Below are 24,809 nucleotides of genomic sequence, written 5' to 3'. Positions count from 1 at the left end.
TCCTGTCCGCTATCCTTGATCTCACTTTCTGTTGAACGAGCGTTCCCATGCTTGAAGTACACGGCGTGTTCAAGAGCTACGCCACCCCGCAAGGTCCGCTGGCGGTGTTGCAGGGTGTCGACTTGCACCTGGCGCAAGGCAGCAGCCTGGCGCTGATGGGCGAGTCCGGCAGTGGCAAGAGCACCTTGTTGCACTTGATTGCCGGGCTCGACAAGGTCGATCGCGGCAGCATCCGCATGGGCGATCAGCGCCTCGAACAGATGAACGAAGGGCAACTGGCAAATTGGCGGCGTGCTGAAATCGGCCTGGTGTTCCAGCAGTACAACCTGATTGGCAGCCTGCGGGTCGAGGACAATCTGGCATTCCAGGCACGCTTGGCCGGGCGTCATGACCTGCGTTGGCAGGCGCACCTGGTGGCGCGGCTGGGGCTGGGGGATTTACTCCAACGTTATCCGGAGCAATTGTCCGGTGGCCAGCAGCAACGGGTTGCTCTCGGTCGGGCGCTGGCGTCGCGTCCGTGTCTGCTGTTGGCCGATGAGCCGACCGGCAGTCTCGATGAACACACCAGCGACGAGGTGCTCGACTTGCTGCTGGAACTGCTCGATGACAGCCCCAGCAGTTTGTTGATGGTCACCCACAGCCCACGGGTCGCCGCACGGCTGGCAGAAAAAGTGCTGTTGCACGGTGGACGCCTGGTCGACGCAGGCCAACGCTGATATGGACGTTCTGCGTGAAACCTTGCGAGCGCTGCTCAGCCATTGGCGTCAGCACCCGGTGCAGTTTTTCAGTGTGCTGACCGGGCTCTGGCTGGCCACCAGCCTGTTGACCGGGGTGCAGGCGCTGAACAGTCAGGCGCGAGAAAGTTACGCTCGCGCCAGTCAACTGATTGGCGGTGAACCCCAGGCCAGCCTCAGCGCGCCGAATGGCGCGACCTTCTCTCAGGGGGTGTTCGTCGACCTGCGCCGGGCGGGTTGGCCGGTGTCACCGGTGTTGCAGGCGCGACTTCAACTCAAGGGGCATGAAGACCTGCGCTTGCAGTTGATGGGCATCGAGCCGTTATCGTTGCCCAGTGGTTCGGCGCTGGCCGGACAACACCTCGACATGGCGCAGATGGTCGATTTTGTCGGCCCGCCGGGCCGTACCTGGATTGCCCCTTCAACCTTGCAGGCGCTCGGTTTGCGTGAGGGCGCTCAACCGCAAAGCCTGAACGGGCAGACTTTGCCGCCGTTGCGCAGCCAGGTCGACATGGCCCCCGGCGTGTTGTTGGTGGACATCGGCGTTGCCCAGCAGGTGCTGGGTTTGCCGGCACAGGTGTCGCGACTATTGTTGCCCAGGGATTTCGCCGCCACCGAGCCTCAGTTACCCGCCGAGTTAGCCGGTCAGTTGCAGCTCAAGCGCAGCGGTGAGGAAAACAACCTGGCACGGCTCACCGAAAGCTTTCACCTGAACCTCGACGCGCTGGGGTTTCTGTCGTTCGTGGTCGGCTTGTTTATTGTCCACGCGGCTATTGGTCTGGCACTGGAGCAACGTCGCGGGTTGTTCAGAACCCTGCGCGCCTGTGGCGTCAGCGTGCGGAGACTGATCTTCTGCCTGAGCCTTGAATTGGGTGGGCTGGCACTGCTCGGCGGGATGGCCGGAGTGGTCAGCGGTTACCTGTTGGCCAGCCTGTTGTTGCCAGACGTTGCCGCCAGCTTGCGTGGTTTGTATGGCGCCGAAGTGGCGGGGCAGTTGAGCCTCAGCCCGCTGTGGTGGTTCAGCGGGCTCGGATTGAGCCTGCTCGGCGCACTGCTGGCCGGGGCGAACAGTTTGCTGCGGGCGGCGCAATTGCCGCTGCTGGCGTTGGCCAATCCGCAAGCCTGGCATCAGGCTCACGCGCGCTGGTTGCTGCGTCAGGCCTGGGTGGCGGCAGTCGCTGCGGTGATCGGCCTGATCGCGTTGCTGTGGGGTGACAGCCTGGCCAGCGGTTTTGTGTTGATGGCGGCGTTGTTGATCGGTGCCGCATTGAGTTTGCCGGTGCTGCTCGATGCTGTGTTGAATCGGCTTGTGCGGCGTAGCCGGTCGGTGCTGGGGCAATGGTTTCTCGCCGATTGCCGTCAGCAGTTGCCTGCCCTGAGCCTGGCCTTGATGGCGCTGCTGTTGGCACTGGCGGCCAACATCGGTGCCGGCAGCATGACAGCCGGTTTTCGTCAGACGTTCAGTGATTGGCTGGAGCAACGGCTGACTGCCGAGCTTTACGTCAACCCACAGAACCCGGCACAGGCCACCGAACTGCAGCAATGGCTGCCGGAACAACATCTCGGCGCGGTGTTGCCGAGCTGGCAGGTTGCGGTGTCGTTGCAGGGCTGGCCAGCGGACCTTTACGGGGTGATCGACCATCCAACCTATCGCGAGCATTGGCCGTTGCTTGAAGCGCTGGGCGAGCATCCCTGGGATCAGTGGGTGGCGCATGACACGGTGATGCTCAGCGAACAACTGGCCCGTCGACTCAAACTGCGGCTCGGTGACCACCTGAGCATTCCCACGCCACAAGGTGCATGGTCACCGCAGCTGATCGGGATCTATGCCGACTACGGCAACCCCAAGGGGCACTTGCTGGTCAACGCCGAACACCTGCTGCGTCACTGGCCGCAACTGACGCCGAGTCGCTTCAATCTGCGTATCGATCCGGCGCAAATCCCCGCGCTGCTGACGGCGCTACAAACGCGCTTTGCCCTGGACGACAGCCGCATTGTCGATCAGGCCCGGCTAAAGGGCTGGTCGACGCAAGTGTTCGAACGGACCTTCTCGGCGACGGCGGCGCTCAACAGCCTGACTCTCGGCGTGGCCGGTGTGGCGCTGTTCATCAGTTTGCTGACCCAGAGTCAGAGCCGTCTCGGGCAACTGGCGCCGCTGTGGGCGCTGGGCGTGACGCGCCGACAATTGATGCTGCTCAACCTCGGGCAGACCTGGTTGCTGGCACTGCTCACGCTGGTGGTGGCGTTACCCTTGGGACTGGCGCTGGCCTGGTGCCTGGACACGGTGATCAACGTTCAGGCGTTTGGCTGGCGCCTGCCGTTGCGGGTGTTCCCGCTGCAACTCGTGGAATTGATGGGGCTGGCGATGTTGGCGACGTTACTGGCCTCGGCCTGGCCATTGTTCAAGCTCTATCGCACGCAACCGGCGGACCTGCTGAGGAGCTTTGCCCATGAGGATTAACCGGGCCGTTGGCGTGTTGTTGCTGGCATTGACCGGTTGCGATGGCTCGTCGACGCACGACGAAAGTTTCGCCGGGCTGGGCAGTGAAGCGGCTGCGTTCAAACAGGTGACTCCGGGCCGGGTATTCAGCTTTCCGGTCGATCACGGTGCGCATGACGGTTACCGCGTCGAGTGGTGGTACATCACCGCCAACCTCAAGGACCCGCAGGGCCGGGAGTTCGGCGTGCAGTGGACACTGTTTCGCAATGCCCTGAAGTCCGGACCCGAGCAGCCGGGCTGGGCCAGCCAGATCATCTGGCTCGGTCATGCGGCGGTGACCTCGGCGACCGTTCACCACGCCGCCGAGCGTTATGCCCGCGGTGGCGTCGGCCAGGCCGGGGTTCAGAACGTACCGTTTGCGGCGTGGATCGATGACTGGCGCCTGAACACTCAAACCGACACCGCGAACCCTTTGGCCGAAATGCACATGCAGGCCAGCGGCAAGGGCTTCAACTATCGGCTGCGACTCACCTCAGATAGGCCGTTGGTGCTGCAAGGCGAGCAAGGCTTCAGTCAAAAATCCGAACGGGGCCAGGCGTCGTACTACTACAGCCAGCCGTTCTTCCAGGCCAGCGGCAGCCTGGAAATCGACGGCGCAACCTATCAGGTCAGTGGCCCGGCGTGGCTCGACCGTGAGTGGAGCAGCCAGCCGCTGACGGCGAACCAGACCGGTTGGGACTGGTTTTCCCTGCACCTGGACAGTGGCGCGCAAGTGATGCTGTATCGGATTCGACAGAAGGGCGCAGGGGTGTACCTGACTGGCAGCTGGATCAACCCGGACGGCAGCGTTGTGCAACTCTCGCGAGACGAAATCAGCCTCACGCCGTTGGCGTCTTCCGAGGTGGCCGGGCGGCGTTTGCCGACACGCTGGTCGATCAAGGTCCCGGGCAAAGGCCTGGACATCACCAGCAGCGCGCTGAACCCCGGGGCCTGGATGGATTTGCGCATTCCCTACTGGGAGGGGCCGGTGCAATTGAGCGGCAGCCATACCGGCAACGGGTATCTGGAAATGACCGGGTACTGATCCAGAGCGCCGCCCGGTACAAAATAAAAAGCCCTTGATTTTCAAGGGCTTTTTCGTTTCTGGAATTCAAGAAGCACACAACCGTGTGGATGTTTGTGACCACAGCAACGCGCTTTTCCTCCAGTGTCCGGCTGGCGATAGTATTTTTCCATCCTGCCGCTCTTCCCCCTGAACAAAATCGTTCTAAAAAGCCCGGCCAGCGCTTCGGGCTTTTTGCTATTCTTAAGGTCGTAGGTGAAGACGCAGACTGATGCGCAAGAGGATAGCAAGGAAACGTGGGGCGCGTTCCGAAGGGTACACGGTTAGAAAGATCTCCGCGCTGAGATCCAGCCCTTATGCCGTGTGAAGCAGAACAGCGCAAAACTGTTCTGTGAGAGTCCTGATAAACCTTGTAAGCCGGAGACCAGCACCGGCCACCTACTTGATTTTTAAAGCCCGCCATGTGCGGGCTTTTTCGTATCCGTAGGCGCAAGACTGATACCGGCTGATTTCACGGGTCAATCGCTGTCTTTGCCAGTGAATTATTGAGCTGATTTGCAGTCTGAAATTTTACCCTTACCAGCTTTTAGGACATCCAAATGAAGCGCGCAGTGATAATGCTCCTGGCCATTTCGAGCCCTCTCCTGCTGGGGGGCTGCGTGCCTGTCTGGGACGATGAAGGCGGGTACGGTTATGAATATGATCACGGTCGCAGATATGACCAGGGCGACGATAATGATCAAGGTCGAGGCCATGGATATTATCGTCGTGACGACGATCGACGGTATGATCGCCATCACCGTCGTGATCACGAGGATCAGGATGACTGATCCCTTGAGACTCAATGAAAGCCCAGTCTAGTGCTGGGCTTTGTTGTTTTGTGGAGGCCTCATACCGAACGGTCAAAACAGCCAATGAACAAAATATAAACTTTTTGGAACTTGAGGGATCAACAGTATAAGGAGTGACTTGAATCGGGATACCACCGTTTTATGGTATAGCGCTCAGTGGTGGCATCCCTGCATGGGTTCTGCAAGAACCCGGGAGTCGTCATCATGAAAACCTTGCGCTTACTTGCGGTATCGGCAGCCGTCTTGGCAGCCTTGACAAGCTTGTCTGCAACGGCAAGGCAGGCGGTCACTAACGAGCCGATAGACTACTCCGCGGTGCAGTTGGAACAACAGCAGCAAAACGGAATCGCCTATCTGTCAGGCGGTATCGGACTCGATGAGTCGAGGGCCATTCAGCAGACCAAGGGATACAACCTGCATATGACCTTCTCCACCGGTCCGAGCAATGAATATGTGCCGGATATCAACGTGAAAATCCAGAGCATGCAAGGGCATGAGCTGCTGACGCTGAATGAGGTCGGCCCTATCGTTTATGTCAACTTGTCACCTGGGAAATATGTCATTGTCGGTACTCGTAATGGACTCGAACAACGAAGCACCGTTGAGGTTAAAGGCGGCGCTGTTCGTGATCTGAACCTCCACTGGAGCGATGCCGCATAACCGCTGATGCCAGGAAGTCATTAGCCTTTCTTCAAGTGCTACACTCACAAAAAAGCCCAGCCTCGTGCTGGGCTTTGTTGGTTTTTGGATTTCCTCTCGAAGCTTTCTTGCTATCCTGAGTTTCCTCTTTCATGGACGAATACCGAGACAAGCATGGCTAACTTCACCCCGTCACGCATCGGGAAGATACTGCAGGGTCTGCTTTTTGCCCTGATTGGTATCGGCCTGTTGGGCATTACCGTCAATCTCACTCTTGAACGACGCGAACTCCTCGCCCACGCAGAGACCGCCGATGGCATCGTCAGCCACTTGAATGCCGGTGGTTCGCATCCCGAGATCGCCTTCACCACCCGCAGTGGTGAAAAGATTTCCTACCCCCAGGGCGGTATTATCTTCGGCTATCAGCAGAATCAGCCGGTGCGGGTGTATTACCTACCCGAGCAACCGGCTGGCAGCGCCGTCGTCGATGACCCGGGCGCTCTGTGGGGGCCTTCCGGGCTACTGGGTTGCCTCGGTCTGATGTTCACCTTTGTCGGTCTGGCGATAGTCATTCATCAGCGCGGTTGCGGTGCGGTTCATTCACATAAAGGACTTTGAACGTATGAGCTACAACATCCCCATCCCGGTTAATGAAAGCCGCTGGAAGTATCAGACCGCCAGTGGTGGCGGTCTGACCGTGGTCATGGTGGCGGGCAGTGGCGGTTCGATCATTTTGCGCTCGCCCCAGGGCGAGGACATCAGCTACCGCTACGGCGGCGTCGGGGTGGGTGCCGGATTTGGCGCGCGGCTGCCGCGTTTCGGCAAGATAAATATCCAGATTAAGGGTAAGGGCGTGAGTGGAGCCGGCGCGGCGGAGGCTTTTACTAGCTTCGGCAAGGTGTTTGTCAGCGACTCCTTGGTCGGTCGTGACCTGACCAGTGATGACATCACTGGGCCTTGCATGTACACCGAAGTGGGGGGTGGGCTGTTGGTCGGCGGTTCGGCCACGGCCCTGTTGTTCGGGCTTGATCCCAAGCTGCTGGCATTGGCGGCTGCTCTGAACTCCAACCCGGCAACCTCGCTCATTGCCTCCACCACGGTCAACCGGCAGTTGCTGCAGTCGGCCAAGGGGGCGGTGGTCATGGCAGGCATTAACGTTGGCGTGCAGGCCGGTGGTGGCGCCGCGATCTACATGGGCTATCTGTTCTAGCCGCGCATCGGCTCTCAAGCGAGTCGTGGCAGGGCAGGCGCAGCGACCGAAGATCGACTTCGGTCGCCGCACCGGCAGTGGGCAAAGCCCGCTGTGGAATCAGTAGGTTTCCAGTTTGAACGGCGCGTCCGCGGTGTCGAGCTTGCCGGCGCTGAGCAGACCTGCCGCATTTGGCCGCTTCAGGACCGTGTCACGGGTCTGTATTTCCACCTCGATACTGCCCTCGTCAATCGCCGAGTCATCGGCGTTGAGTGGCAGCTTGAAGGTGGCCGTGGCTTCCAGGTGCGTCTGGCAGTTCATGCAACCTTCGACGTGCCAACGGCTGAGGATCGCCCGGGTACCCAGGTACTCTCGCTTGCCGTCGACCTTGGCATAGGCCGAGATCAGGAACGAGCCACGGATTTTCGCCCGGTTGATACGGCTGACCCGTAGGGTCTTGCCGCTGGGCTGCGCTGCATCGGCCTTGAACAGCAACTGCTTGGCGGGTTGGGCATAGGCATCCAGGGAGCCCGTGCCATAGACGTAGCCCAGTTGCTTCTCGATGTTGATGCAGTCACGGGTGGTGAAGGGTTTGCCGTCGGCCTTGACGAAGGGATCGAGGCTGGTGTCCAGGCTCAGGATGGCGTTCGGGTCCAGGCCCGCGGCGCCCGCAGGGGGTTGTATTTTGTAGGGTTTATAGTAGGAGGCGCCGGGATCGTTGGGGTCGATGCTGAATTCATCGGTGGTCCCTTGCCGGCGCTGCCAGATCCAGAACACGTAGTCGATAAAGCAGTGGTGGAAGAAGAAAATCGGGTCCAGGCCGGCGGTTTCATTCTCGCCCATATCGCCGTTGGCCCCGGGAATCGCTGAACTGTCGCCCGCGCCCGGGTAGTCGAAACCGCCGACCGCCAGGTGCATGAAGTTGTGGGGTTCCTCCAGCGGCACATAGTGCGTGCCCGCCGGGGCGGTCTTGTTCTTCTCGCCGGTCGAGGTGGTATTGGAGAACAGCGTGTAGTTCGGGGCGTCCAGGCAGCTTTCGAAACGACTGAACACCTCGCCGCGCCACTTGCCACCGATCTTGATCTTGCCGCTCAGCCAGGTACTGACGTTCTCATTGAGGTAGGTGATGTTCTTCGCCGTGTCCTGGAACTGTGCGTTGTGTGCCTCCGTGGCTTTGCGGTCAGCTTCGGTGCCCACCAGCCCGGACAGCGGATAGCGCACGGTCTCGTAGCCTTCGGGCTTGCTGTAGATGATGGGGTTGTCCGGTGTCACCGGGAGCTCATCGGTGATGGTTTGCGGGAACACGAAAGAGCGCAGCGGGTTTTCGATCTTCTGCCCGTCGATCACGAAGTATTCCTGGGTCAGGGCCGAAGGAATGCCGTTTTCTCGCGACTCGTCGCTGCATTCATCCCAGAACGGCAGGGTGACGTTTTCACATTTGGGGATGCTGCGCAGCGCCTCTTCCAGGCGCCAGAGATAGGCGCGGTGCCAGCTCGGAAAGAGCACCGTGCCGTGCTGGCAGTAGCCGCCCCACCAGTTGGGGTCGGTCTTGCCTTGACCACGGAACGGCTCGCCATGCAGGCCACCGATGGCGAAGAAGGAGTTGGGGTCGTTGGCGGGAAGATCCTTGATGCCTTTCCAGGCGCGGATCAGGGCTTCAAGTTCATCTTTCTTGCCGTGGTCATAGTCGTGCTGGATATCACTGAGAGAACGGCGTACGCGTGGGGCGGATGACATGGTGACCTCCTTGTTGCCGGATGGCCCGAAAGGCTCGGGGGGGGTTACTGCGCCATCATCAGCATATCTGCGATCTGGCAACGTGCCAGTACGAGCGCCGAACGGTTGAGGTCCCGCGTTCGGGGACGCTGCGTCACGGGTTTCAGTTGGCCTGATCCGTCGCATAATGGCGCCAGAGGAAGGGATCTCTTACACTGCTGGCGCCTGGCGCGGGGCTCTATCCATGCACCGGACGACAGAGTGGTCAACGCAATCGAGTGGTTCATACAGTGATCGAACGGCGCCAATTCAGCGGAGGGATGAAGGGAAAGAACCTCCGCTACCTGAATGAAAAAACGGGTCAGTCTGGGCAAATGACCCGGACAGGCTTCCTGTTGCTCGAGCATTTCTCGCTGCCGGCGTTCACCCAGGCACTGGATACGCTGGTCACGGCGAATCTGCTACGACCCGGGTTGTTCTCTTCCCGAACCTTCGGCCTGAATGACGGGGAGGTCATCAGCGACCTGGGCCTGGTCATTCGACCCGATGCCCGTATCGATTGCGCCGCCCTTCAAGATCTCGATCTGCTGGTCGTTTGCGGCGGCTACCGGACCGAGCTGAAGGCCGACGATGAGTTCATCGGCCTGCTGAGGGCCGCGTCGGACCTGGGCGTCAGTCTGGCCGGCTTGTGGAATGGCGCGTGGTTCCTGGGCAGCGCCGGCCTGCTGGACGGGTATCGTTGTGCGATTCACCCCGAGCATCGTCCGGCACTCGCGGAAATCTCCAAGGCGACACAGGTCACCAGCGAGCCCTATGTCATCGATCGGGACAGGCTCACCGCGTCCAGCCCCTCCGGGGCTTTCCATATGGCGCTGGACTGGATCAAGGGCCTGCACGACAAAGCCCTGGTCGAGGGTATCGAGGACATTCTGGCGTTCGAGGAGTCTCGCTACCGGCGCATAAAACCGGCGGAAAATGTCTGTGTGAGCGCGCCGCTGCGCGAGGTGGTCAAGCTGATGGATGCCAACCTCGAGGAACCGCTGGAACTGGAGCAACTGGCGGTCTACGCCGGTCGTTCCCGTCGGCAGCTCGAGCGTTTGTTCAAGGAACAACTGGGCACCACGCCGCAACGCTATTACCTGGAACTGCGCATCACCGAGGCGCGTCGACTGCTTCAGCACACGGAGCTGTCCCAGGTCGATGTGCTGGTGGCCTGCGGTTTTGTTTCGCCCAGTCATTTCAGCAAATGCTATAGCGCGTACTTCGGCTACAGGCCTTCCAAGGAAACGCGGCTGGTCAAGTAAAAGGCTTCTTGAGCCGCGGCAGATGCGTGGTTCGAGCGGGCTGACGCCGTCGGGCCGAGCAGGAGAGGGCGCGCCTCCCGCGTGAGGCGTTCCGCACCAGGCCCGGCGACCTCACTTCAAATACGAACGCAGCGCCGACACCACCTCATCCACATCCTCTCGACGCTGGGCCGGCGTGACATCGTCCGCGCCCAGGTGCTCGCGGATATGACCTTCCAGCACCTCGGCCATCAAGCCGTTGATCGCCCCGCGGATCGCCGCGATCTGTTGCAGCACGGCGGTGCACTCGACTTCCATGTTCAAGGCGTTTTCCAGCGCATCGGCCTGGCCCTTGATACGCCTGACACGGGTCAGCAGGCGTTTTTTATCCTTGATGGTATGCGGCATAGAATTGTTCCATTGTGCGTTACCTATACTGGGGTATAGTATATTTCGACCTTGTCATCAGGACTGTAGCCCAATGTCTTCGCCCAATGCTACTCATCACAACTGCCATTCGAAAATCCTCAACGATGGAAATCCGCTGGCGGAGACCAGTACCCGGCGCGCGATGATCCTGACCGCGGTGATGATGGTCGCCGAGATCGCCGGCGGCTGGTACTACAACTCGATGGCGCTGTTCGCCGACGGCTGGCACATGAGTTCCCATGCCTTGGCATTGGGGCTGTCGGTACTGGCCTACGGCGCGGCCCGGCGCCTGTCCAGCGACAACCGCTTTGCCTTCGGTACCTGGAAGATCGAAGTGCTGGGCGGCTACACCAGTGCGTTGTTCCTGGTGATGGTGGCGGGGCTGATGGTGTATCAGTCGGTCGAGCGGCTGATTTCGCCCGCGCCCATCCACTATGACGAGGCCATCGTCATCGGCATCGTCGGGTTGATGGTCAACCTGGCCTGCGCCTGGCTGCTCAAGGACGGCCATGCCCACGATCACCACCACGACCATCATCACGGCGAAGCCCATGAACACGCCCACGATCTGAACCTTCGTTCGGCCTACCTGCATGTCGTGGCCGATGCGGCCACCTCGGTGCTCGCGATCCTGGCGCTGATCGGCGGCAAGGTCTGGGGCGCGGCGTGGCTCGACCCGCTGATGGGGATTGTCGGCGCGGGGCTGGTGGCGAGCTGGGCCCATGGGCTGATCCGCCAGACCAGCCGGGTGTTGCTGGACGCGGAAATGGATGCGCCGGTGGTCGAGGAAATCCGCGAGGTCATCGCCGCCAGCCCCATTCCGGCCTCCATCAGCGATCTGCATGTCTGGCGGGTCGGGAAGGGGCAGTTCGCCTGCGTGCTAAGCCTGGTGACGCGAGCGCCGGTCACGCCCGACTACTTCAAGCAGCAGTTGGCAATCCATGAGGAACTGGTGCACGTCACGGTCGAACTTCATCTGGCGGCGTGACGCAAACCGTCTATTCGCCGGGTGACGGCCTTCGAACTCATTCTTGGTGCGTGACGCGGGTATGGGCCTGGAGGCACTCCACCAGCGCATCGAACGTCGCCTTGCAACGGGGGCTGGTGCGCAGGTCCTCGTGCATGGTCACCCAGGTTTCCAGCTGGAAACCGAGCTGCTGTGGCAAGAGCCGAACCAGTGTCGGCATGCGGTTCGCCAGCGCGACCTGACAGAAGCCGATGCCACAGCCGGCGCGGATCATCGCCAGTTGCGCCAGGTTGCTGTCGGTGCGCAGCGCGAAGGCCTCGCGGTTCCAGCCGGGCAACTGCTTGCTGGCGGCGCGCAGGAACGGCGTGGGCACATCGAAGCCGATCAGCGCATGGCGTGACAGGTCGGCCAGTGTGGCAGGCGTGCCGTTGCGTTGCAGATAGTCCGCGTGTGCATAAGCACCCACTTCCACATTGCCGATACGCCGGGCGATCAGTTGATCCTGTTTCGGCGCGGTCATGCGCACCGCAATGTCGGCCTCCCGTTGCAGCAGATCCTGCACCTTGTCGGTGGCCAGCAGCTCGATCCTGAGTTGCGGATGGGCCTGGTGCAGTAGCGCCAGCGTGGGGGGCAGGACCTCGACCGCGATGATCTCGCTGGCGGATATCCGCACCGTGCCGCTCACCGCCTGGCCCTGGCCCGTGGCGGCCCGCTCCAGCGCGGCGGCGGTGTGTTGCATGGCCTCGGCATAGCCGCGCAGCGCCAGGGCGGTTTCGGTGGGCAGCAAGCCGGTCTGCGAGCGGGTGAACAGCGGTTGCTTGAACGAGGCTTCCAGCGCGGCGATGTGACGGCCCACAGTGGGCTGGGCGATCCCCAGCGTGCGTGCGGCGCCCGAGAGCGAGCCCTCCGTCAGCACGGCAAGCAACGTACGGTACAGTTCCCAACTCATGCTCTGGTCCATGCATAAATGTATGGCGGATAGCTTGTGCTATGCAATTTATTTCCAGAAGGGGCGGGGTCAGACTCTGTTCATCACCACCTTTCTGGAGAATCGACATGGCAGCACTGGGCAACAAGGTCCTGGTCCTGGGGGCAAGCGGCGGCATTGGCGGCGAAGTGGCGCGGCAACTGCGCGACGGCGGCTGGCAGGTGCAGGCGCTCAAGCGCGGCTTGGCCACGGCGGCTGAACAGCGTGACGGCATCCAGTGGTTGCGGGGCGATGCGCTCGAGCGTGACGACGTGGTGCGTGCGGCGCAGGGCTGCAGCGTGATCGTGCACGGGGTCAACCCGCCGGGTTATCGCCACTGGGCCGAGCAGGTGCTGCCGATGATCGACAACACGATTGCGGCCGCCCGTCTTGAAGGTGCGACCATTGTGTTGCCGGGCACGGTCTACAACTACGGTCCGGATGCGTTTGCCGGGTTGGACGAGCAGTCGGCGCAGCGTCCGTTGACCCGCAAGGGGCGTATTCGTGTCGCGCTTGAGCAGCGCTTGCGGGACGCGACGCGAGACGGGGTTCGAGCGATTGTGCTGCGCTCGGGCGACTTCTTCGGACCGCAGGCCGGCAACAGCTGGTTTTCCCAGGGGATGATCAAGCCCGGGCAGGCGGTGAAGGTGATCAATCTGCCGAGTGATCCGGGCGTCGGTCACCAGTGGGCCTACCTGCCGGACGTGGCGCGGACCATGGTCGAGCTATTGGAGCGTCGAGAGCACTTGGCGCCTTTCGCGACCTTTCATATGACCGGGTATTGGGACGCCGACGGTACCCAGATAGCGACCGCCATCCGCCGCGTGGTCGAACGCGCCGGCGGCCGGGCGAGACTGCGGCGTTTTCCCTGGTGGCTGGTGGGACTGGTCTCGCCGTTTGTGACCACCTTTCGCGAGATGCTGGAGATGCGCTACCTGTGGCGCAAGCCGCTGCGCATGAGCAATGCCCACCTGTTGAGCGTACTGGGGACGGAGCCGCATACGCCCTTGGACCAGGCAGTGGAAACCACGCTGAAAGGGATGAGGTGCCTGTAATGGCGTACGAACCCACACGAGATCAGGGCACGAATGCCAGCACGGAAGCGGGGGAGCCGGATCCGTCCTTGAGTTGCAGAACCCCAATGACCAGCGTTGCCCCTTTGGCGGGCAGTTGATCCAGATGGGTCAGGCACTCCAGGATGATGCCGTTTTTCGCCAGGACCTGGCGGTTGGTGGCAAATGCCGTGTTCTGGCCCGGGTCGACCCCGTGGGTGTCGATACCGACTCCCGCGACTTCGCGCTCTTCGACCAGCAGTCTTGCCGTGTCGGCGCCCACCCCGGGGAAGTGCAGGCCGCCTTGCGGATCTTCATTGAAAAACCGCTTGGGATCGCCCCACAGGGCCTGCCATCCGGTATGGAAGAGCACCACGCAGCCCCGGGCGATGCGCCCATGCTCGTGCTCCCAGTTCTCGATGTCCTGAGGACTGATCACATAGTCGGAATCGGCTTGTGCCTGCGCTTGCACATCGATCATCACGGCCGGTCGCACCAGCGAATCCGGCGGGTAGGCATCGATCCCGACGCCATCGGGGTAAAAACTGTTGGGCGCATTCATATGGGTGGCGCTGTGTTCGCCCATGCTGAAGTTGCGCAGGTAGTAGCCGTCCTGTTCCTGTGAGGCCACCCCGGTGAAGACGACGGCCGGGTCGTGGGGCCAGAGGGGGATGGATGGCGTAATGACGTGGCTGAGGCTGATGATTTTCTGAAACTGGATACTCGGCATTCCTTTGGCTCCCTTGTCCTCGGTGAAACCGTGGATGATAGCGGCCTCGTTCGACAAGGGTTGAGTCGAGCGTTGCTTGCCACTCCCACGGATTTTCCTGGCGGGTTGAATGGAACCGGCGTCACAGTGCTGACAATCAATCGGCCGGATTCGGTTGCGCGCGTGCAATAAAAATTTACTCCCGCCGAGAGAAATGAGAAAAGCTTTCCAGCCTTTTCCATGGATTCGGATCCCGCTCATGCCTCGATCAAAGTTGTTTGCCCAGCTTTTTGTCGCCCTGTTTGTCGGTGCCGGGCTCTGGTACATGTGGATGATTACCAGCGCCAAGCTGGGGTGGGGCGGGAGCAGCCCCGACCGGCAGCAGCTTGGTGCGGTACAGGACAGCCGGCAGCGCGCGATGACCCAGTACTGCACGGGCGTGGTCGTGACCCCGAAGGGCACCTGGCTGGTAGGGCGCATGGACGGTGACGCGAAACAGCTGCAACCCTCCGCTGACGTGGTGAACCTGGATGCCGTGCTCCATGGCAAGCCGGTCGAGGCCAAGGATCAGGAGTCGGAAGGTTCGGGGGCGTTCTCCAGCTTTCTCTCCCACCGGGACAAGGAAACCTCCTTCATCTCGCGCCTGGACGCCCAGGGCCAGTTTCAAATGGTGGCCCATGTCAGTGACGCCGCCTGCCTGGTGGCCAGCCCGGATGGGGCCAGTGTTTTCCTGCTGACGGGCCTTGAGCGACCCGAAGCCGCTGGCGCGAGCAGCGATGACATCAGTCAGACGGTGATCTTTCGCAGCGACGATCAAGGCAAGCGTTGGACCTGGTTGACCAAGGGCCTGTTTCCCAAGGCCAATCAGCTTGCCTGGGCCTTGAAGCCCTACTTTCATGGTCCGGATGACGTCTGGGCCTGGGGTACCCCGAGCGGAACCGACAACGAGAGCGGTGAAGACAAGCTGGGCGCCATCTCCACCGGGGTGTTTTACTCGGCTGATCGCGGCGCGAACAGCACGGAAATATTCGCGCCGGAGTCGTTGCTGGTGCCTGCCGAGTATGCCCAGGGCAAACGGCCCGAGATTACCGAATGGCGCACGGACCTGGGGACTTACGGAGAAACCCAGACCTATGTCACTCAACTGGATGACCAGCGCGCGTTTATCTGGGTTTCCCAACGCTTCTGGGGCCGCAATCCTGGCGGTGATAGCGGCAGTCTGGCTTTCAACATCACGACACGGGCTCAACTGCTACGCAAGGCGGGGCAGTGGCAGGTGGGGGCCGTGCAGCGCGAGGAGGGTCTGTTTATCGATCAACTGGTGGAGAACGGCGCCGGGCGAGTGATGGGCCTGATCGACCAGGGTGATCATGGGCAAGATGTGGTCGCTGAGTTCGATACCGCCAAGCTTGCCTGGAAGCCCATGGGTGAACTGCCCAGCGTGTTCGCGCCGTTGGCGTCGGAGAGTCAGTTGCGTGAGAGGAATTTCTGGGTGGGGCAGAACAGCCTGCTGATCAACACCTCGAGCGAACACCGGCCGCCGCGTTGGCTCTACTGGTGGTCGGATGCGCGAATCTCCGCCGACGGGGTGTTCTACTCCAGGGACTGGGGGCGTTCCTGGCAACGGCTGGCTATCGACGGTTACCTGGGGATCCTCGGCTTCCAAGGGGCGCAGGACCGGGTGATCTGGGCCAAGGGCAATTGGTACAACAGCAATGATGGTGGGGTTTATTCCTATGGTTTGCAGTGAGGGCTGGGTTGTCTTGTAGCTGATGCTGCAAGACGGTCATTTTTCGTCGGAGGTTATGCAAGACAACCTGCTTTCCCTTGACTGGAAATTCCTGGAAATATCTACCCTGTTGCTCCTGGTTGGACAGGTGGCTAACCTGCATCCCGTCACCGCAAAATCGGTGGTACAGATGTGCAAGTCTGGAATTCTGTTAGGACGTACAGCGCCCTTTGCCCGGGTATTTTTATCGTTCGCCAGGAGTTTCAGACATGCTCAAGATCACGCCCAATGCTCCGGTTTCACCCGACCTTGAAACCATTGACCCGCAAATCGTTGACCGTGCGTTGGCTTATTACAATTTGCCGCAGGGCACGAGTTCGAAGCGATGCGGTGCCCACTCAACACGCAAGAACAACACCGAACCTCAAAGTCGTGAAGACATCCTGGTCGACGCCAGTGCGATCCTGGAGTCCGCTGCGGCCACGGCCTACGAACATGCCGATAACCTCACAGGGCCTGACCGCAAGGTGGCGCTGGGGGTGGTGCGTCTGATCGAACTGGCGCAGGGGCGGGTGGATTCGGTGTTGGAGGACGAGTTCACCAGCGGCGCTCGCTGATCACGGAAAAGGCGAGGCGTTGCTCGATACCTGTCAGTTAAGGAAATGGGATATTGAGAACGCCACGTAACCTTGTAGGAGCTGGCTTGCCGGCGATGGCGTCCGCATCGGCACCGCAAGGCTCAAGGGCCTCATCGCTGGCAAGCCAGCTCCTACAGGGACCGCGTTAACCGGGAGTGGGGCGTTTCACGACGATGCCGAGGCAAGAGGCGTCCGGGTCGTCTGAAAGTCGGCCTGACGCTCTTGCTGATCCCGCATGGGAAAAAACAGCTCGAAACAGGTCACGCCATTCTCGCTGGTGACGCTGTAGCGGCCACTGTGCAACTGCATGATGGTCGCTACGATCGAAAGCCCCAGGCCATTGGACTGGGCCGAACGCTCGCGCGATTGGTCAACGCGGTAGAAACGCTCGAATAACCTCGGCAGGTGTTCTGCCGCGATCGTCGTTCCGCAGTTGCGCACGCGCAGATGGATGCCATCTTCGGACGGTGCGGCCTGGAGCAACAGTTCGGAATGCGGAGCGCCATATTTGATCGCATTGGCACACAGGTTGGCCAAGGCGCGACGGAGCAGCGTTGGCTCGGCCCAGATCAGGCCGTCGCCCTCCGCGCGGATGGTGATATCGACGTCCGCGGCCAGACCTTCAAAGTAATCGGCTACGCGTCCCAACTCGTCGGCGGCGTCCAGCTCCTCGCGCTGATCACGCGCGCTACCGGGGTCGGTACGCGCCAGGAACAGCATGTTGTCGAGCATGCGGGCCAGGCGTTCGAGTTCTTCGACGTTGGAGGCGAGCAACTGCTGGTAATGCTCCACGCTACGGTCCTGCTGCATGGCGACCTGGGTTTCACCCAGCAAATTGTTGATCGGCGTGCGCAGTTCGTGGGCCATGTCCGTCGAGACCTGGCTCAGTTGCGCAAAGCCCTTGGCGAGTCGCTCAAGCATGGTGTTGAACGAGTCGATCATCGGGAGCAACTCCTTCGGGGCGCCTCGGCTGTCGAGTCGCTCTGTCAGATTGCCAATGCCGATACCATGGGCTTGACGCGTCAGGCGTCTGAGGGGCAACAAACCGCGGTGAACCACCACATATCCCGCCAGCGCCAGGACAAAGGCGGCGAGACTGGCAAGGACGTAGACGCTGAGACGATAGCGGGCGAGCACCGCGGTTCGTTCGATCATCAGGCAGCCAATGGTCACTTTCAGCTTGCTGGAGCCGATACTCGCGGAGATGGCCCCAAAGGGCGTACCGTTCACGGCGGGCAGATGCTGGACATCGGTCAGTACCAGGGAATGCTCCATGGCCACGGGCGTGATGTCGGGAAGATCGATCCCACTGGGATTGATCTCCAGTAAAGGGGCTTCCCCTGAAACGCCAATAGTGAGTACGGACTGGCTATTGAACAGCATGTTCTGAAACAGCTCAGGCTTGGTCCTGATCAGTTCCAGCATATTGCTGCCATTGAGCACATTACGTAGCTGATTGATGCGGTAGATCAGGGTGGCCTCGTCGCGTCGTATCAGTTCGTGCTCAAGATCGTGGTACAGCGCGACACCGGTGGTTGCCATCAGGGCGAAGGCCAGCAGGACAAACACCACCGCCAGGCGCAGGGTCAGGGAGTAATGACGAAGGTTCATGGCTGCGTGTCGAAGCGGTAGCCAATGCCCCGCACACTGTGGATCAGCTTCAGCTGGAAAGGGTCGTCGATTTTCAGGCGCAGGCGCCGCACGGCCACATCCACCACGTTGGTGTCGCTGTCAAAGTTCATGTCCCAGACCCGGGAGGCGATCAGTGAACGCGACAGCACCTGATCCTGATGCGTGGCGAGCAGGTGCAACAACGCAAACTCCTTGTTGGTCAGCGTCACTCGCACGCCGGCGCGGGTGACGCGGCGTTTGAGTACATCGATCTGCAGGTCGGCGATCTGCAGTTGCTCTTCCTCCCGGGTCGGGCCTCGGCGGGTCAGGGTGCGCAGGCGTGCCACCAGTTCGGCGAAGGAAAAGGGCTTGATCAGGTAATCGTCGGCCCCCAGCTCCAGGCCTTTGATGCGGTCGGCGATGTCATCCCGCGCGGTCAGGAACAGTACCGGGGTGTCGGCTTCCTTGCGCAGGCGGCGCAGGACTTCCCAGCCGTCCATCTTCGGCATCATCACATCCAGCACGATGACGTCGAAAGGCGTTTCCAGGGCCAGGTACAACCCCTCGACGCCATCGCGGGCCAGGCTGACGGAGTATCCCTGCTCCTGCAGGCCATTGAGCAAGTAATTGCCCGCCTTGGGCTCGTCTTCCACTACCAGGATGTTCATGGGGATGACCTTGGTTCGGTTTCGGTATTCGATCCACAAAAAGCGGACCTGAAAGCCGCGAGCAGGTAGCGCAAGTATAGTCCTGTCACCAGGTGGCGTTGCGTAGGGCCTGCTCGTGGACAGTCGTGTGCATAAGGCATTCCATCAGTTTTGGTTCGTGCAGCGCCCTTGAACCGGATAGTCCAGCACATGTTCCCGACCCTGATGATCCAGATAGTCGAGACGGGCCGGAATGATGCCACATTGGTCGGAGAGGTCAGTCGTGGAGATGACTTTCGCGACGTCCAGGTGGACAAGGAAATCGGTCTTGTCGTGGATCACCGTCGAGGTGTCGGTGGTATAGGCGAAGGCCGAGCCGGTGGCGAGGAGGGTGGCGAACCCGAGAATGAACAGTTTCATGGCAGTATCTCCCTATCTAATGTGAGCTGCCTGTTGTTTGGCAGTGAGTTCACAATAACCAGGCGACACCAACAGCCGACGAACAGAACGATGACAAAGTTGTAATGCAATCGTGTCTCTCAGCGGCCCTCATGCTGCCGACGATAAGCCCCCGGCTGCACCCCAAGCGCTTTGGCAAATGCCCGGGTGAACGCCGCAATCGATTGATACCCCACCGCCGCGCACACGTGTTCCACCGTGTTGTTGGCCCGCAGCAACTGGCAGGCATGGCGCATCCGCAACGCCAGCAGCACCTGCCCCGGTGACTGCCCGGCCAGTTCGTTGAAGCGTTTGAAAAACGCCGAGCGCGACAGCCCGGTGCAGGCCGCCATGCTCTCCAGCGACCAGCTTTCCCCGGGCCGTTCGATCAACTGTTCCAGCAAGGGCGCAAACCCCGGATGCCGCGCCAGTGCCACCAGTCCGCCAAGACCCGGGTTATCCGCCACCTGCTGGCGCAGCACATACAGAAACAGCAAATGACTCAAGCGCTCCAGCAGCGCCGAGGAGGGCGCCGGTGACCGCTCGCACTCGGCCAGGATCAGCCCGAACAACGCCCGCGCGGCGCTCAGCGACGGATCGCCCGCGCGCAGGACAATCCAGTCCGGTAGCCCGTCGATGATCAGTGACGACAACCCGGACTTGAAATGAAAGAACCCGCACACCAGCCCCACGCCATCCTGGGCGGTGCTGTCCAGCTCGGTCATCGCCTGGCGCGGCAGGCGTTGCGCTTCTACGCTGTCCCGGGCACTGGACAACCGATAATCCAGGTCCCGCAGCAAAAACACCGCGTCCCCGGCCTCCAGGCGCAGGCTTTCCTGCTGCCCGTCAATGTGCAACCAGCAATATCCCTGCACGATCAGGTGGAAACTCGCCCGCGCCAGGCCCTGGGTGCTGGCGTGCCAGCCACCGCAATAACGGCCCACATGGAACAGGCTCGCTTCGAACTCCAGGCTTTTTAATAACCAATCAACCAGAGGGCTGGACGAAATCATCTAATGGAAACACTCAGGAGCAAGGAATCGCTACTTTTGAATATGGATCGGAATTCTTATAACCAACAGACTTGCAGGACCACCCTACAACAGGAGTCCACTCCATGTCGCGCGTCACTCTACATACGCTGCAAAGCGCTCCCGAAGCGGCCAGGCCTTTCCTGGAGAGCGCCCGGAAGAACTCCGGGTTCATCCCCAACCTGCTCGGTGTGCTGGCCAATGCACCGGCGGCGCTGGAAACCTACGTTACGGTATCGGCGCTCAATGGCAAGACCGGGCTGAGCCTGGCCGAGCGTGAAGTGGTGCAACTGGTGGCCGCCACCACCCACGGTTGCGACTTCTGCGTCGCCGGGCATACGGCGGTGGCCTTGAACAAGGCCAGGTTGCCGGCTGAAGTGGTCGAGGCCTTGCGCGGACAACACGAGCTGCCCGAGGAAAAGCTCGAAGTCCTCGCCGCCTTCGCCCGGGAAGTGATCGCCACCCGCGGCAATGTCAGCGACCAGGCCTTCGGCGAATTCCTCGCCACCGGCTACACCCAGGGCAATGCCCTGGAAGTGATCCTCGGGGTGAGCCTGGCCACCTTGTGCAATTTCGCCAACGTCTTCGCCCGCACGCCGCTCAACCCTGAGCTGGCACAATATCGCTGGCAAACGACGGATCAATGATGGATCGGCGCCGGCTATTTCCCGGCGCTTTGTTCAAGGAGAAAACCACATGCTCGATCACGCATTGAGTCAATGGCTGGATGCCCAAGCCCAGGCCCTGGACCTGGGACAGTGTGACCCACAGGAGGTGATTGCCCGGCTGGCGACGGCGCGGGTGCTGCGGATCGGCGTGCCGCAAAACCAGGGCGGTAGCGGCGGTACGGCGGTCGACGCGGTGGAAGGTATTGCCCGGGTGGCCCGCCATTCCCTGGCGGCCGCCTTTGTGTTCTGGGGGCAGCGAGCCTTTATCGAATACCTGCTGCACAGCCCCAACACGGCCTTGCGCGAGCAGCTGCTGCCGTCCCTGCTCAGCGGCGAGCTGGCCGGGGCCACCGGGCTGTCGAATGCGATGAAGTTCCTTTCGGGCATCGAGTCGCTGCAGGTCCGCGCCCGCGAGCAAGACGATGGCTGGCGTCTCGAGGGCCGCCTGCACTGGGTGACCAACCTGCGCAAGAGCGGTTTCGTGGTGGCGGCCGCCATCGAGCGCGAGGAGGGCGGTGCGCCGTTCGTGCTGGCGATCCCGGATGCGGTGGCCGGCCTGCAACGCTCGGATGACCTGCAACTGATGGGCCTGCAGTCGAGCAATACCGCCGCCTTGGACTTCAAGCAGGTGGAGGTCAGTCGCGACTGGTTGTTGCACGATGATGCCCGGGTCTTTCTGCCGGCGGTGCGTCCGGCCTTCCTCGGCCTGCAATGCGGCATGGCCATCGGCCTGGCGCGACAGGCGCTGAGCGAGGTGGACGGGCACCTGCAGGACCATCGCTCGATTCTGCGCGAACCCTTGCTGGAGCAGCGCCAGGCCCTTGAGCAGACGGTGGACGAACTCAAGAGTGGCTTGCTCGACGGGCGCTTCCTGGCCCAGCCACGGGCCTTGTTCCAGATCCGCATCGGCCTGGCCGAAGCTGTCGCCCAGGCGCTGCAACTGGAATTGCAGGCCAGCGGCGGCAAGGCCTATCTGAGTGAGTACGGCAGCGGCTTCGCCCGGCGCTGGCGCGAGTCGGCGTTCGTGCCGATCGTGACCCCGAGCCTGGTGCAATTGCGCGCCGAACTGCAACGTCAGTCCCGGACAGCGGCAGTATGAGTGCGGCCTTGCTGGATGCCCGGCAGATCAGCCTCGGCTACCCCCGCGAACAGGGCTGGCACGCGGTGCTGGAAGGCTTCGACCTGCAACTGCAGGCCGGGGAGGTGGTGTCGATCCTCGGCCCCAGCGGCGTCGGCAAATCCAGCCTGCTGCGGGTCCTGGCCGGTTTGCAGGCGGCCCACCAGGGCCGCGTGCATTTCCTTGGCGAGCTCCTGGACGGCCCGCACCCGCGGGTGGCGGTGGCCTTTCAGGATCCCAGCCTGCTGCCGTGGCTCAGCCTGGAAAAGAACGTCGCCTTCGGCCTGGACTTTGCCCGCCAGCCGCACCTGGATGCCCAGGAGCGCCAGGCGCGGATCGACCACGCGATTGCCGCCGTCGGCCTGCAACATGCACGGGGCCAGTACCCGGCGCAGTTGTCCGGCGGCATGGCGCAGCGCACGGCTTTGGCCCGCTGCCTGGCCCGCCAGCCCCAGGTGTTGCTGCTGGACGAGCCCTTCGGCGCCCTGGATGAAGTGACCCGCGCGGACATGCAGCAACTGCTGCTGGAGGTCATCGCCGAACACAACACCGCCGCGGTGCTGATCACCCACGACATTGACGAAGCCCTGCTGCTTTCCGAGCGGATTCTGCTACTGGGTCACAGCCCGGCGCGAACCCTGGGCGAGTGGCGCATCGACCTGCCACAGCCGCGTGCCGAACTGGTGGAGGAACTGGGCGCCCTGCGTATCGAGATTCTCAAGACCCTTCGGCGGGCGAGCCGCACCCCACACCCTCATTCTTTGCTCGAACCTTCGGAGATGGATCATGTGTCTGGACGACTTCACCCACACGCGTCGTGACTTCCTCAAGCTCAGCGCCTTGCTGACCGCCGGCGGCGCCTTGCCGCTGCTGGGCAGCCTGCAGGCCCGCGCCGCCGCGGAGCCCGACGCGCCGGTGCGCATCGGCTACCTGCCGATCACCGACGCCACGCCGCTGCTGGTGGCGCACAACAACGGCCTGTTCGAAGCCGAAGGCATCCAGGCTGAGCGCCCGGTGTTGCTGCGCAGCTGGGCCCAGGTGATCGAGGCGTTCATTTCAGGGCAGGTCAACGTGATTCACCTGCTGTCGCCGATGACCGTCTGGGCGCGCTATGGCAGCAAGGTGCCGGCCAAGGTGGTGGCTTGGAACCATGTCGGCGGTTCCGGCCTGACCGTGGCGCCGGGGATCACCGAGGTCAAGCAGTTGGGCGGGCAGTCCCTGGCGATTCCGTTCTGGTACTCGATCCACAACGTGGTGGTCCAGCAACTGTTGCGCGACAACGGCCTGCAACCGGTGAGCAAGGCCGCCAACAGCGTGTTGGCCGCCAACGAGGTCAACCTGGTGGTGCTGCCGCCCTCGGACATGCCGCCGGCCCTGGCGAGCAAGCGCATCGCCGGCTACATCGTCGCCGAACCGTTCAATGCCCTGGCCGAGGAACTGAAGGTCGGCCGGGTGCAGCGTTTTACCGGCGATATCTGGCGCAATCACGCCTGCTGCGTGGTGTTCATGCACGAGCAGGACCTGAACAACCGGCCCGAGTGGTCGCAGAAGGTGGTCAATGCCATCGTCAAGGCCCAGCTCTGGACCCGTGACAACCGCGCCGAGGCGGCCAGGTTGTTGTCCAAGGACGGTGCCAATCGCTATACGCCGCACACCCCGCAGGTGCTCGGTCGGGTGCTGGCGCCGAATGCCACCGACCGCGACGCCTACCTCGCCAGCGGCGCGATCCGGCATGACCACTGGGATGAACAGCGCATCGACTTCCAGCCGTATCCGTTCCCCAGTTACACCGAGGAACTGGTCAGGCGTCTCAAGGACACCCTGATCGAGGGCGACAAGGGTTTTCTCGCCGGCCTCGATCCGCAGCAGACCGCCCGCGACCTGGTGGACGACCGCTTCGTACGCAACAGCCTGGCGGCGGTGGGCGGGCTCAAGGCTTTCGGGCTGGCGGAAAGCTTTGCCCGCAGCGAGGAGTTTGGCCTTTGAGCGGCAAACCTTCCTCATCGCTTCTGCAAGGGGGGCTGGGCGTGGCGGGGCTGCTCTGCCTGGGGCTGCTGTGGTGGCTGGGCGTACACCTGTTCGGCAGTCCCGACGGCCTGTCGGCGCGTTTCTCGCCCGAAGCGACGCTGGCCAGCCTGGTGGAGTTGCTGGGCCGGGCCGAGCTGTACGAACACCTGTTGGTCAGCCTCAAGCGTATTCTGGTGGGGCTGCTGCTGGCCTTGCTGATCGGTGTGCCGCTGGGGCTGCTGATCGGCAGCTATCGCCCGCTGGAGGCGGCGACCACCCCGGCGTTTCAGTTCTTGCGGATGATCTCGCCGTTGTCCTGGATGCCGGTGGTGGTGATGCTGATGGGCGTGGGCGACCAGCCGATCTACTTCCTGCTGGCCTTTGCCGCGGTCTGGCCGATTCTGCTCAACACCGCGGCCGGGGTGCGTCAGCTCGATCCGCGCTGGCTGCAACTGAGCCGCAGCCTCAGCGCGACCCGCTGGGAAACCCTGCGCCAGGTCATCCTCCCCGGTGTGCTCGGCCATGTGCTGACCGGCGTGCGGCTGTCCATCGGGATTCTCTGGATTGTGCTGGTGCCCTGCGAAATGCTCGGGGTCAGCGCCGGGCTGGGCTACTTCATCCTCGATACCCGTGACCGCCTGGCGTACTCGGAGCTGATGGCCATGGTGCTGTTGATCGGCGTGCTGGGCTTCGCCCTGGATGCCCTGGCGCGGGGACTGCACCGGCGTTGGGCGCACGCCTGACGCCAACCACGTAATTTATGAGGAATTTACATTAATGTAACATTTTGAAATGTATAATCCCGCGCTGAACCACCTCCCAGGTTTCAGCTCACACCTCCAGGAGATTCGAACTTGGACCCTGCCCATTCTCGGTGGGCCACG

General features: G+C 62.0%; 25 protein-coding genes. 17 read left to right on the top strand and 8 right to left on the bottom strand.

Features of this window, described 5'->3' with window-relative positions:
- Positions 1 to 47 precede the first annotated feature (47 nt).
- From UCMB321_RS17650 to UCMB321_RS17625, 7 genes are all read left to right on the top strand, one after another.
- Positions 48 to 716: an ABC transporter ATP-binding protein gene (locus tag UCMB321_RS17650; protein WP_040069225.1), complete on the top strand. Its 669-nt coding sequence runs from the start codon at positions 48 to 50 to the stop codon at positions 714 to 716.
- 1 nt (position 717) lies between these two features.
- Positions 718 to 3,195, top strand: a complete 2,478-nt coding sequence (locus UCMB321_RS17645) for an ABC transporter permease (RefSeq protein ID WP_040069223.1) — start codon at positions 718 to 720, stop codon at positions 3,193 to 3,195.
- Positions 3,185 to 4,258, top strand: coding sequence for a lipocalin-like domain-containing protein (locus UCMB321_RS17640; RefSeq protein WP_040069221.1), 1,074 nt, complete (start codon positions 3,185 to 3,187; stop codon positions 4,256 to 4,258). Before UCMB321_RS17645 ends, UCMB321_RS17640 begins: the two co-directional genes overlap by 11 nt.
- Before the next feature lie 672 nt (positions 4,259 to 4,930).
- Entirely contained in the window at positions 4,931 to 5,098 is a 168-nt protein-coding gene (locus UCMB321_RS31655; protein WP_157015993.1) for a hypothetical protein, read from the top strand.
- Between the two features lie 194 nt (positions 5,099 to 5,292).
- Positions 5,293 to 5,748 carry a hypothetical protein gene (locus UCMB321_RS17635; RefSeq protein WP_040069218.1) on the top strand — a complete coding sequence of 152 codons (456 nt, stop codon included), beginning with the start codon at positions 5,293 to 5,295 and terminating at the stop codon, positions 5,746 to 5,748.
- Positions 5,749 to 5,901: 153 nt separating this feature from the next.
- Positions 5,902 to 6,345, top strand: a complete 444-nt coding sequence (locus tag UCMB321_RS17630; protein WP_040069215.1) for a DUF3592 domain-containing protein — start codon at positions 5,902 to 5,904, stop codon at positions 6,343 to 6,345.
- A gap of 4 nt (positions 6,346 to 6,349) precedes the next feature.
- Positions 6,350 to 6,937 carry a hypothetical protein gene (locus UCMB321_RS17625; RefSeq protein ID WP_040069214.1) on the top strand — a complete coding sequence of 196 codons (588 nt, stop codon included), beginning with the start codon at positions 6,350 to 6,352 and terminating at the stop codon, positions 6,935 to 6,937.
- A gap of 99 nt (positions 6,938 to 7,036) precedes the next feature.
- Here UCMB321_RS17625 and UCMB321_RS17620 read toward each other — a convergent pair whose 3' ends face one another.
- A complete protein-coding gene (locus UCMB321_RS17620; RefSeq protein ID WP_040069212.1) occupies positions 7,037 to 8,653 on the bottom strand; it encodes a tyrosinase family protein in 1,617 nt (538 codons plus the stop codon).
- Between the two features lie 269 nt (positions 8,654 to 8,922).
- Between UCMB321_RS17620 and UCMB321_RS17615 the strand changes: the two genes are divergently transcribed.
- Complete coding sequence (locus tag UCMB321_RS17615; protein ID WP_040069209.1) at positions 8,923 to 9,936, top strand: GlxA family transcriptional regulator; 1,014 nt, start codon at positions 8,923 to 8,925, stop codon at positions 9,934 to 9,936.
- Between the two features lie 111 nt (positions 9,937 to 10,047).
- Here the strand turns inward: UCMB321_RS17615 and UCMB321_RS17610 are convergent, their stop codons facing one another.
- The gene (locus UCMB321_RS17610) at positions 10,048 to 10,323 is read right to left on the bottom strand and encodes a metal/formaldehyde-sensitive transcriptional repressor (protein WP_040069207.1); all 276 of its coding nucleotides are present in this window, start codon (positions 10,321 to 10,323) and stop codon (positions 10,048 to 10,050) included.
- A gap of 73 nt (positions 10,324 to 10,396) precedes the next feature.
- On the opposite strand from UCMB321_RS17610, the gene dmeF reads away from it, so the two are divergent.
- The gene (gene dmeF / locus UCMB321_RS17605; protein ID WP_040069205.1) at positions 10,397 to 11,332 is read left to right on the top strand and encodes a CDF family Co(II)/Ni(II) efflux transporter DmeF; all 936 of its coding nucleotides are present in this window, start codon (positions 10,397 to 10,399) and stop codon (positions 11,330 to 11,332) included.
- Between the two features lie 37 nt (positions 11,333 to 11,369).
- Here dmeF and UCMB321_RS17600 read toward each other — a convergent pair whose 3' ends face one another.
- On the bottom strand, positions 11,370 to 12,272 hold the full coding sequence (locus UCMB321_RS17600; RefSeq protein WP_040069203.1) for a LysR family transcriptional regulator: 903 nt from the start codon (positions 12,270 to 12,272) through the stop codon (positions 11,370 to 11,372).
- A 95-nt stretch (positions 12,273 to 12,367) separates the two neighbouring features.
- On the opposite strand from UCMB321_RS17600, the gene UCMB321_RS17595 reads away from it, so the two are divergent.
- Complete coding sequence (locus UCMB321_RS17595; protein ID WP_040069200.1) at positions 12,368 to 13,333, top strand: NAD-dependent epimerase/dehydratase family protein; 966 nt, start codon at positions 12,368 to 12,370, stop codon at positions 13,331 to 13,333.
- A gap of 22 nt (positions 13,334 to 13,355) precedes the next feature.
- Here the strand turns inward: UCMB321_RS17595 and UCMB321_RS17590 are convergent, their stop codons facing one another.
- Complete coding sequence (locus UCMB321_RS17590) at positions 13,356 to 14,060, bottom strand: cyclase family protein (RefSeq protein ID WP_040069198.1); 705 nt, start codon at positions 14,058 to 14,060, stop codon at positions 13,356 to 13,358.
- Between the two features lie 238 nt (positions 14,061 to 14,298).
- On the opposite strand from UCMB321_RS17590, the gene UCMB321_RS17585 reads away from it, so the two are divergent.
- The gene (locus UCMB321_RS17585; RefSeq protein ID WP_040069195.1) at positions 14,299 to 15,789 is read left to right on the top strand and encodes a beta propeller repeat protein; all 1,491 of its coding nucleotides are present in this window, start codon (positions 14,299 to 14,301) and stop codon (positions 15,787 to 15,789) included.
- A 248-nt stretch (positions 15,790 to 16,037) separates the two neighbouring features.
- Complete coding sequence (locus UCMB321_RS17580) at positions 16,038 to 16,385, top strand: DUF6124 family protein (RefSeq protein ID WP_040069193.1); 348 nt, start codon at positions 16,038 to 16,040, stop codon at positions 16,383 to 16,385.
- A gap of 186 nt (positions 16,386 to 16,571) precedes the next feature.
- Here the strand turns inward: UCMB321_RS17580 and UCMB321_RS17575 are convergent, their stop codons facing one another.
- The 4 genes from UCMB321_RS17575 to UCMB321_RS17560 all read right to left on the bottom strand — a co-directional run bounded on the left by UCMB321_RS17575 (position 16,572) and on the right by UCMB321_RS17560 (position 20,115).
- Positions 16,572 to 18,017: a heavy metal sensor histidine kinase gene (locus tag UCMB321_RS17575; protein WP_040069192.1), complete on the bottom strand. Its 1,446-nt coding sequence runs from the start codon at positions 18,015 to 18,017 to the stop codon at positions 16,572 to 16,574.
- Positions 18,014 to 18,685 (bottom strand): heavy metal response regulator transcription factor, encoded by a 672-nt coding sequence (locus UCMB321_RS17570; RefSeq protein WP_040069191.1) that lies wholly within the window; start codon positions 18,683 to 18,685, stop codon positions 18,014 to 18,016. The genes UCMB321_RS17575 and UCMB321_RS17570 overlap by 4 nt, the downstream gene beginning before the upstream one ends.
- A gap of 144 nt (positions 18,686 to 18,829) precedes the next feature.
- Entirely contained in the window at positions 18,830 to 19,084 is a 255-nt protein-coding gene (locus tag UCMB321_RS17565) for a DUF2790 domain-containing protein (protein WP_040069190.1), read from the bottom strand.
- A 119-nt stretch (positions 19,085 to 19,203) separates the two neighbouring features.
- Positions 19,204 to 20,115 carry an AraC family transcriptional regulator gene (locus UCMB321_RS17560; protein ID WP_040069189.1) on the bottom strand — a complete coding sequence of 304 codons (912 nt, stop codon included), beginning with the start codon at positions 20,113 to 20,115 and terminating at the stop codon, positions 19,204 to 19,206.
- Between the two features lie 104 nt (positions 20,116 to 20,219).
- On the opposite strand from UCMB321_RS17560, the gene UCMB321_RS17555 reads away from it, so the two are divergent.
- From UCMB321_RS17555 to UCMB321_RS17535, 5 genes are read left to right on the top strand one after another with little or no spacing between them, the layout of a single operon-like run.
- Positions 20,220 to 20,780, top strand: a complete 561-nt coding sequence (locus UCMB321_RS17555; protein ID WP_040069188.1) for a carboxymuconolactone decarboxylase family protein — start codon at positions 20,220 to 20,222, stop codon at positions 20,778 to 20,780.
- A 49-nt stretch (positions 20,781 to 20,829) separates the two neighbouring features.
- Positions 20,830 to 21,900 carry an acyl-CoA dehydrogenase family protein gene (locus UCMB321_RS17550; RefSeq protein WP_040069187.1) on the top strand — a complete coding sequence of 357 codons (1,071 nt, stop codon included), beginning with the start codon at positions 20,830 to 20,832 and terminating at the stop codon, positions 21,898 to 21,900.
- Positions 21,897 to 22,739, top strand: a complete 843-nt coding sequence (locus UCMB321_RS17545) for an ABC transporter ATP-binding protein (protein ID WP_040069186.1) — start codon at positions 21,897 to 21,899, stop codon at positions 22,737 to 22,739. Before UCMB321_RS17550 ends, UCMB321_RS17545 begins: the two co-directional genes overlap by 4 nt.
- Entirely contained in the window at positions 22,705 to 23,904 is a 1,200-nt protein-coding gene (locus UCMB321_RS17540; protein ID WP_040069184.1) for an ABC transporter substrate-binding protein, read from the top strand. The genes UCMB321_RS17545 and UCMB321_RS17540 overlap by 35 nt, the downstream gene beginning before the upstream one ends.
- The gene (locus UCMB321_RS17535; RefSeq protein WP_040069182.1) at positions 23,901 to 24,668 is read left to right on the top strand and encodes an ABC transporter permease; all 768 of its coding nucleotides are present in this window, start codon (positions 23,901 to 23,903) and stop codon (positions 24,666 to 24,668) included. The genes UCMB321_RS17540 and UCMB321_RS17535 overlap by 4 nt, the downstream gene beginning before the upstream one ends.
- Positions 24,669 to 24,809: the final 141 nt, after the last annotated feature.

It is taken from the genome of Pseudomonas batumici (genome assembly GCF_000820515.1).
Taxonomy (GTDB): domain Bacteria; phylum Pseudomonadota; class Gammaproteobacteria; order Pseudomonadales; family Pseudomonadaceae; genus Aquipseudomonas; species Aquipseudomonas batumici.
Note: the sequence above shows the minus strand (reverse complement) of the source record. Positions and strands in the feature narration are given on the sequence as shown.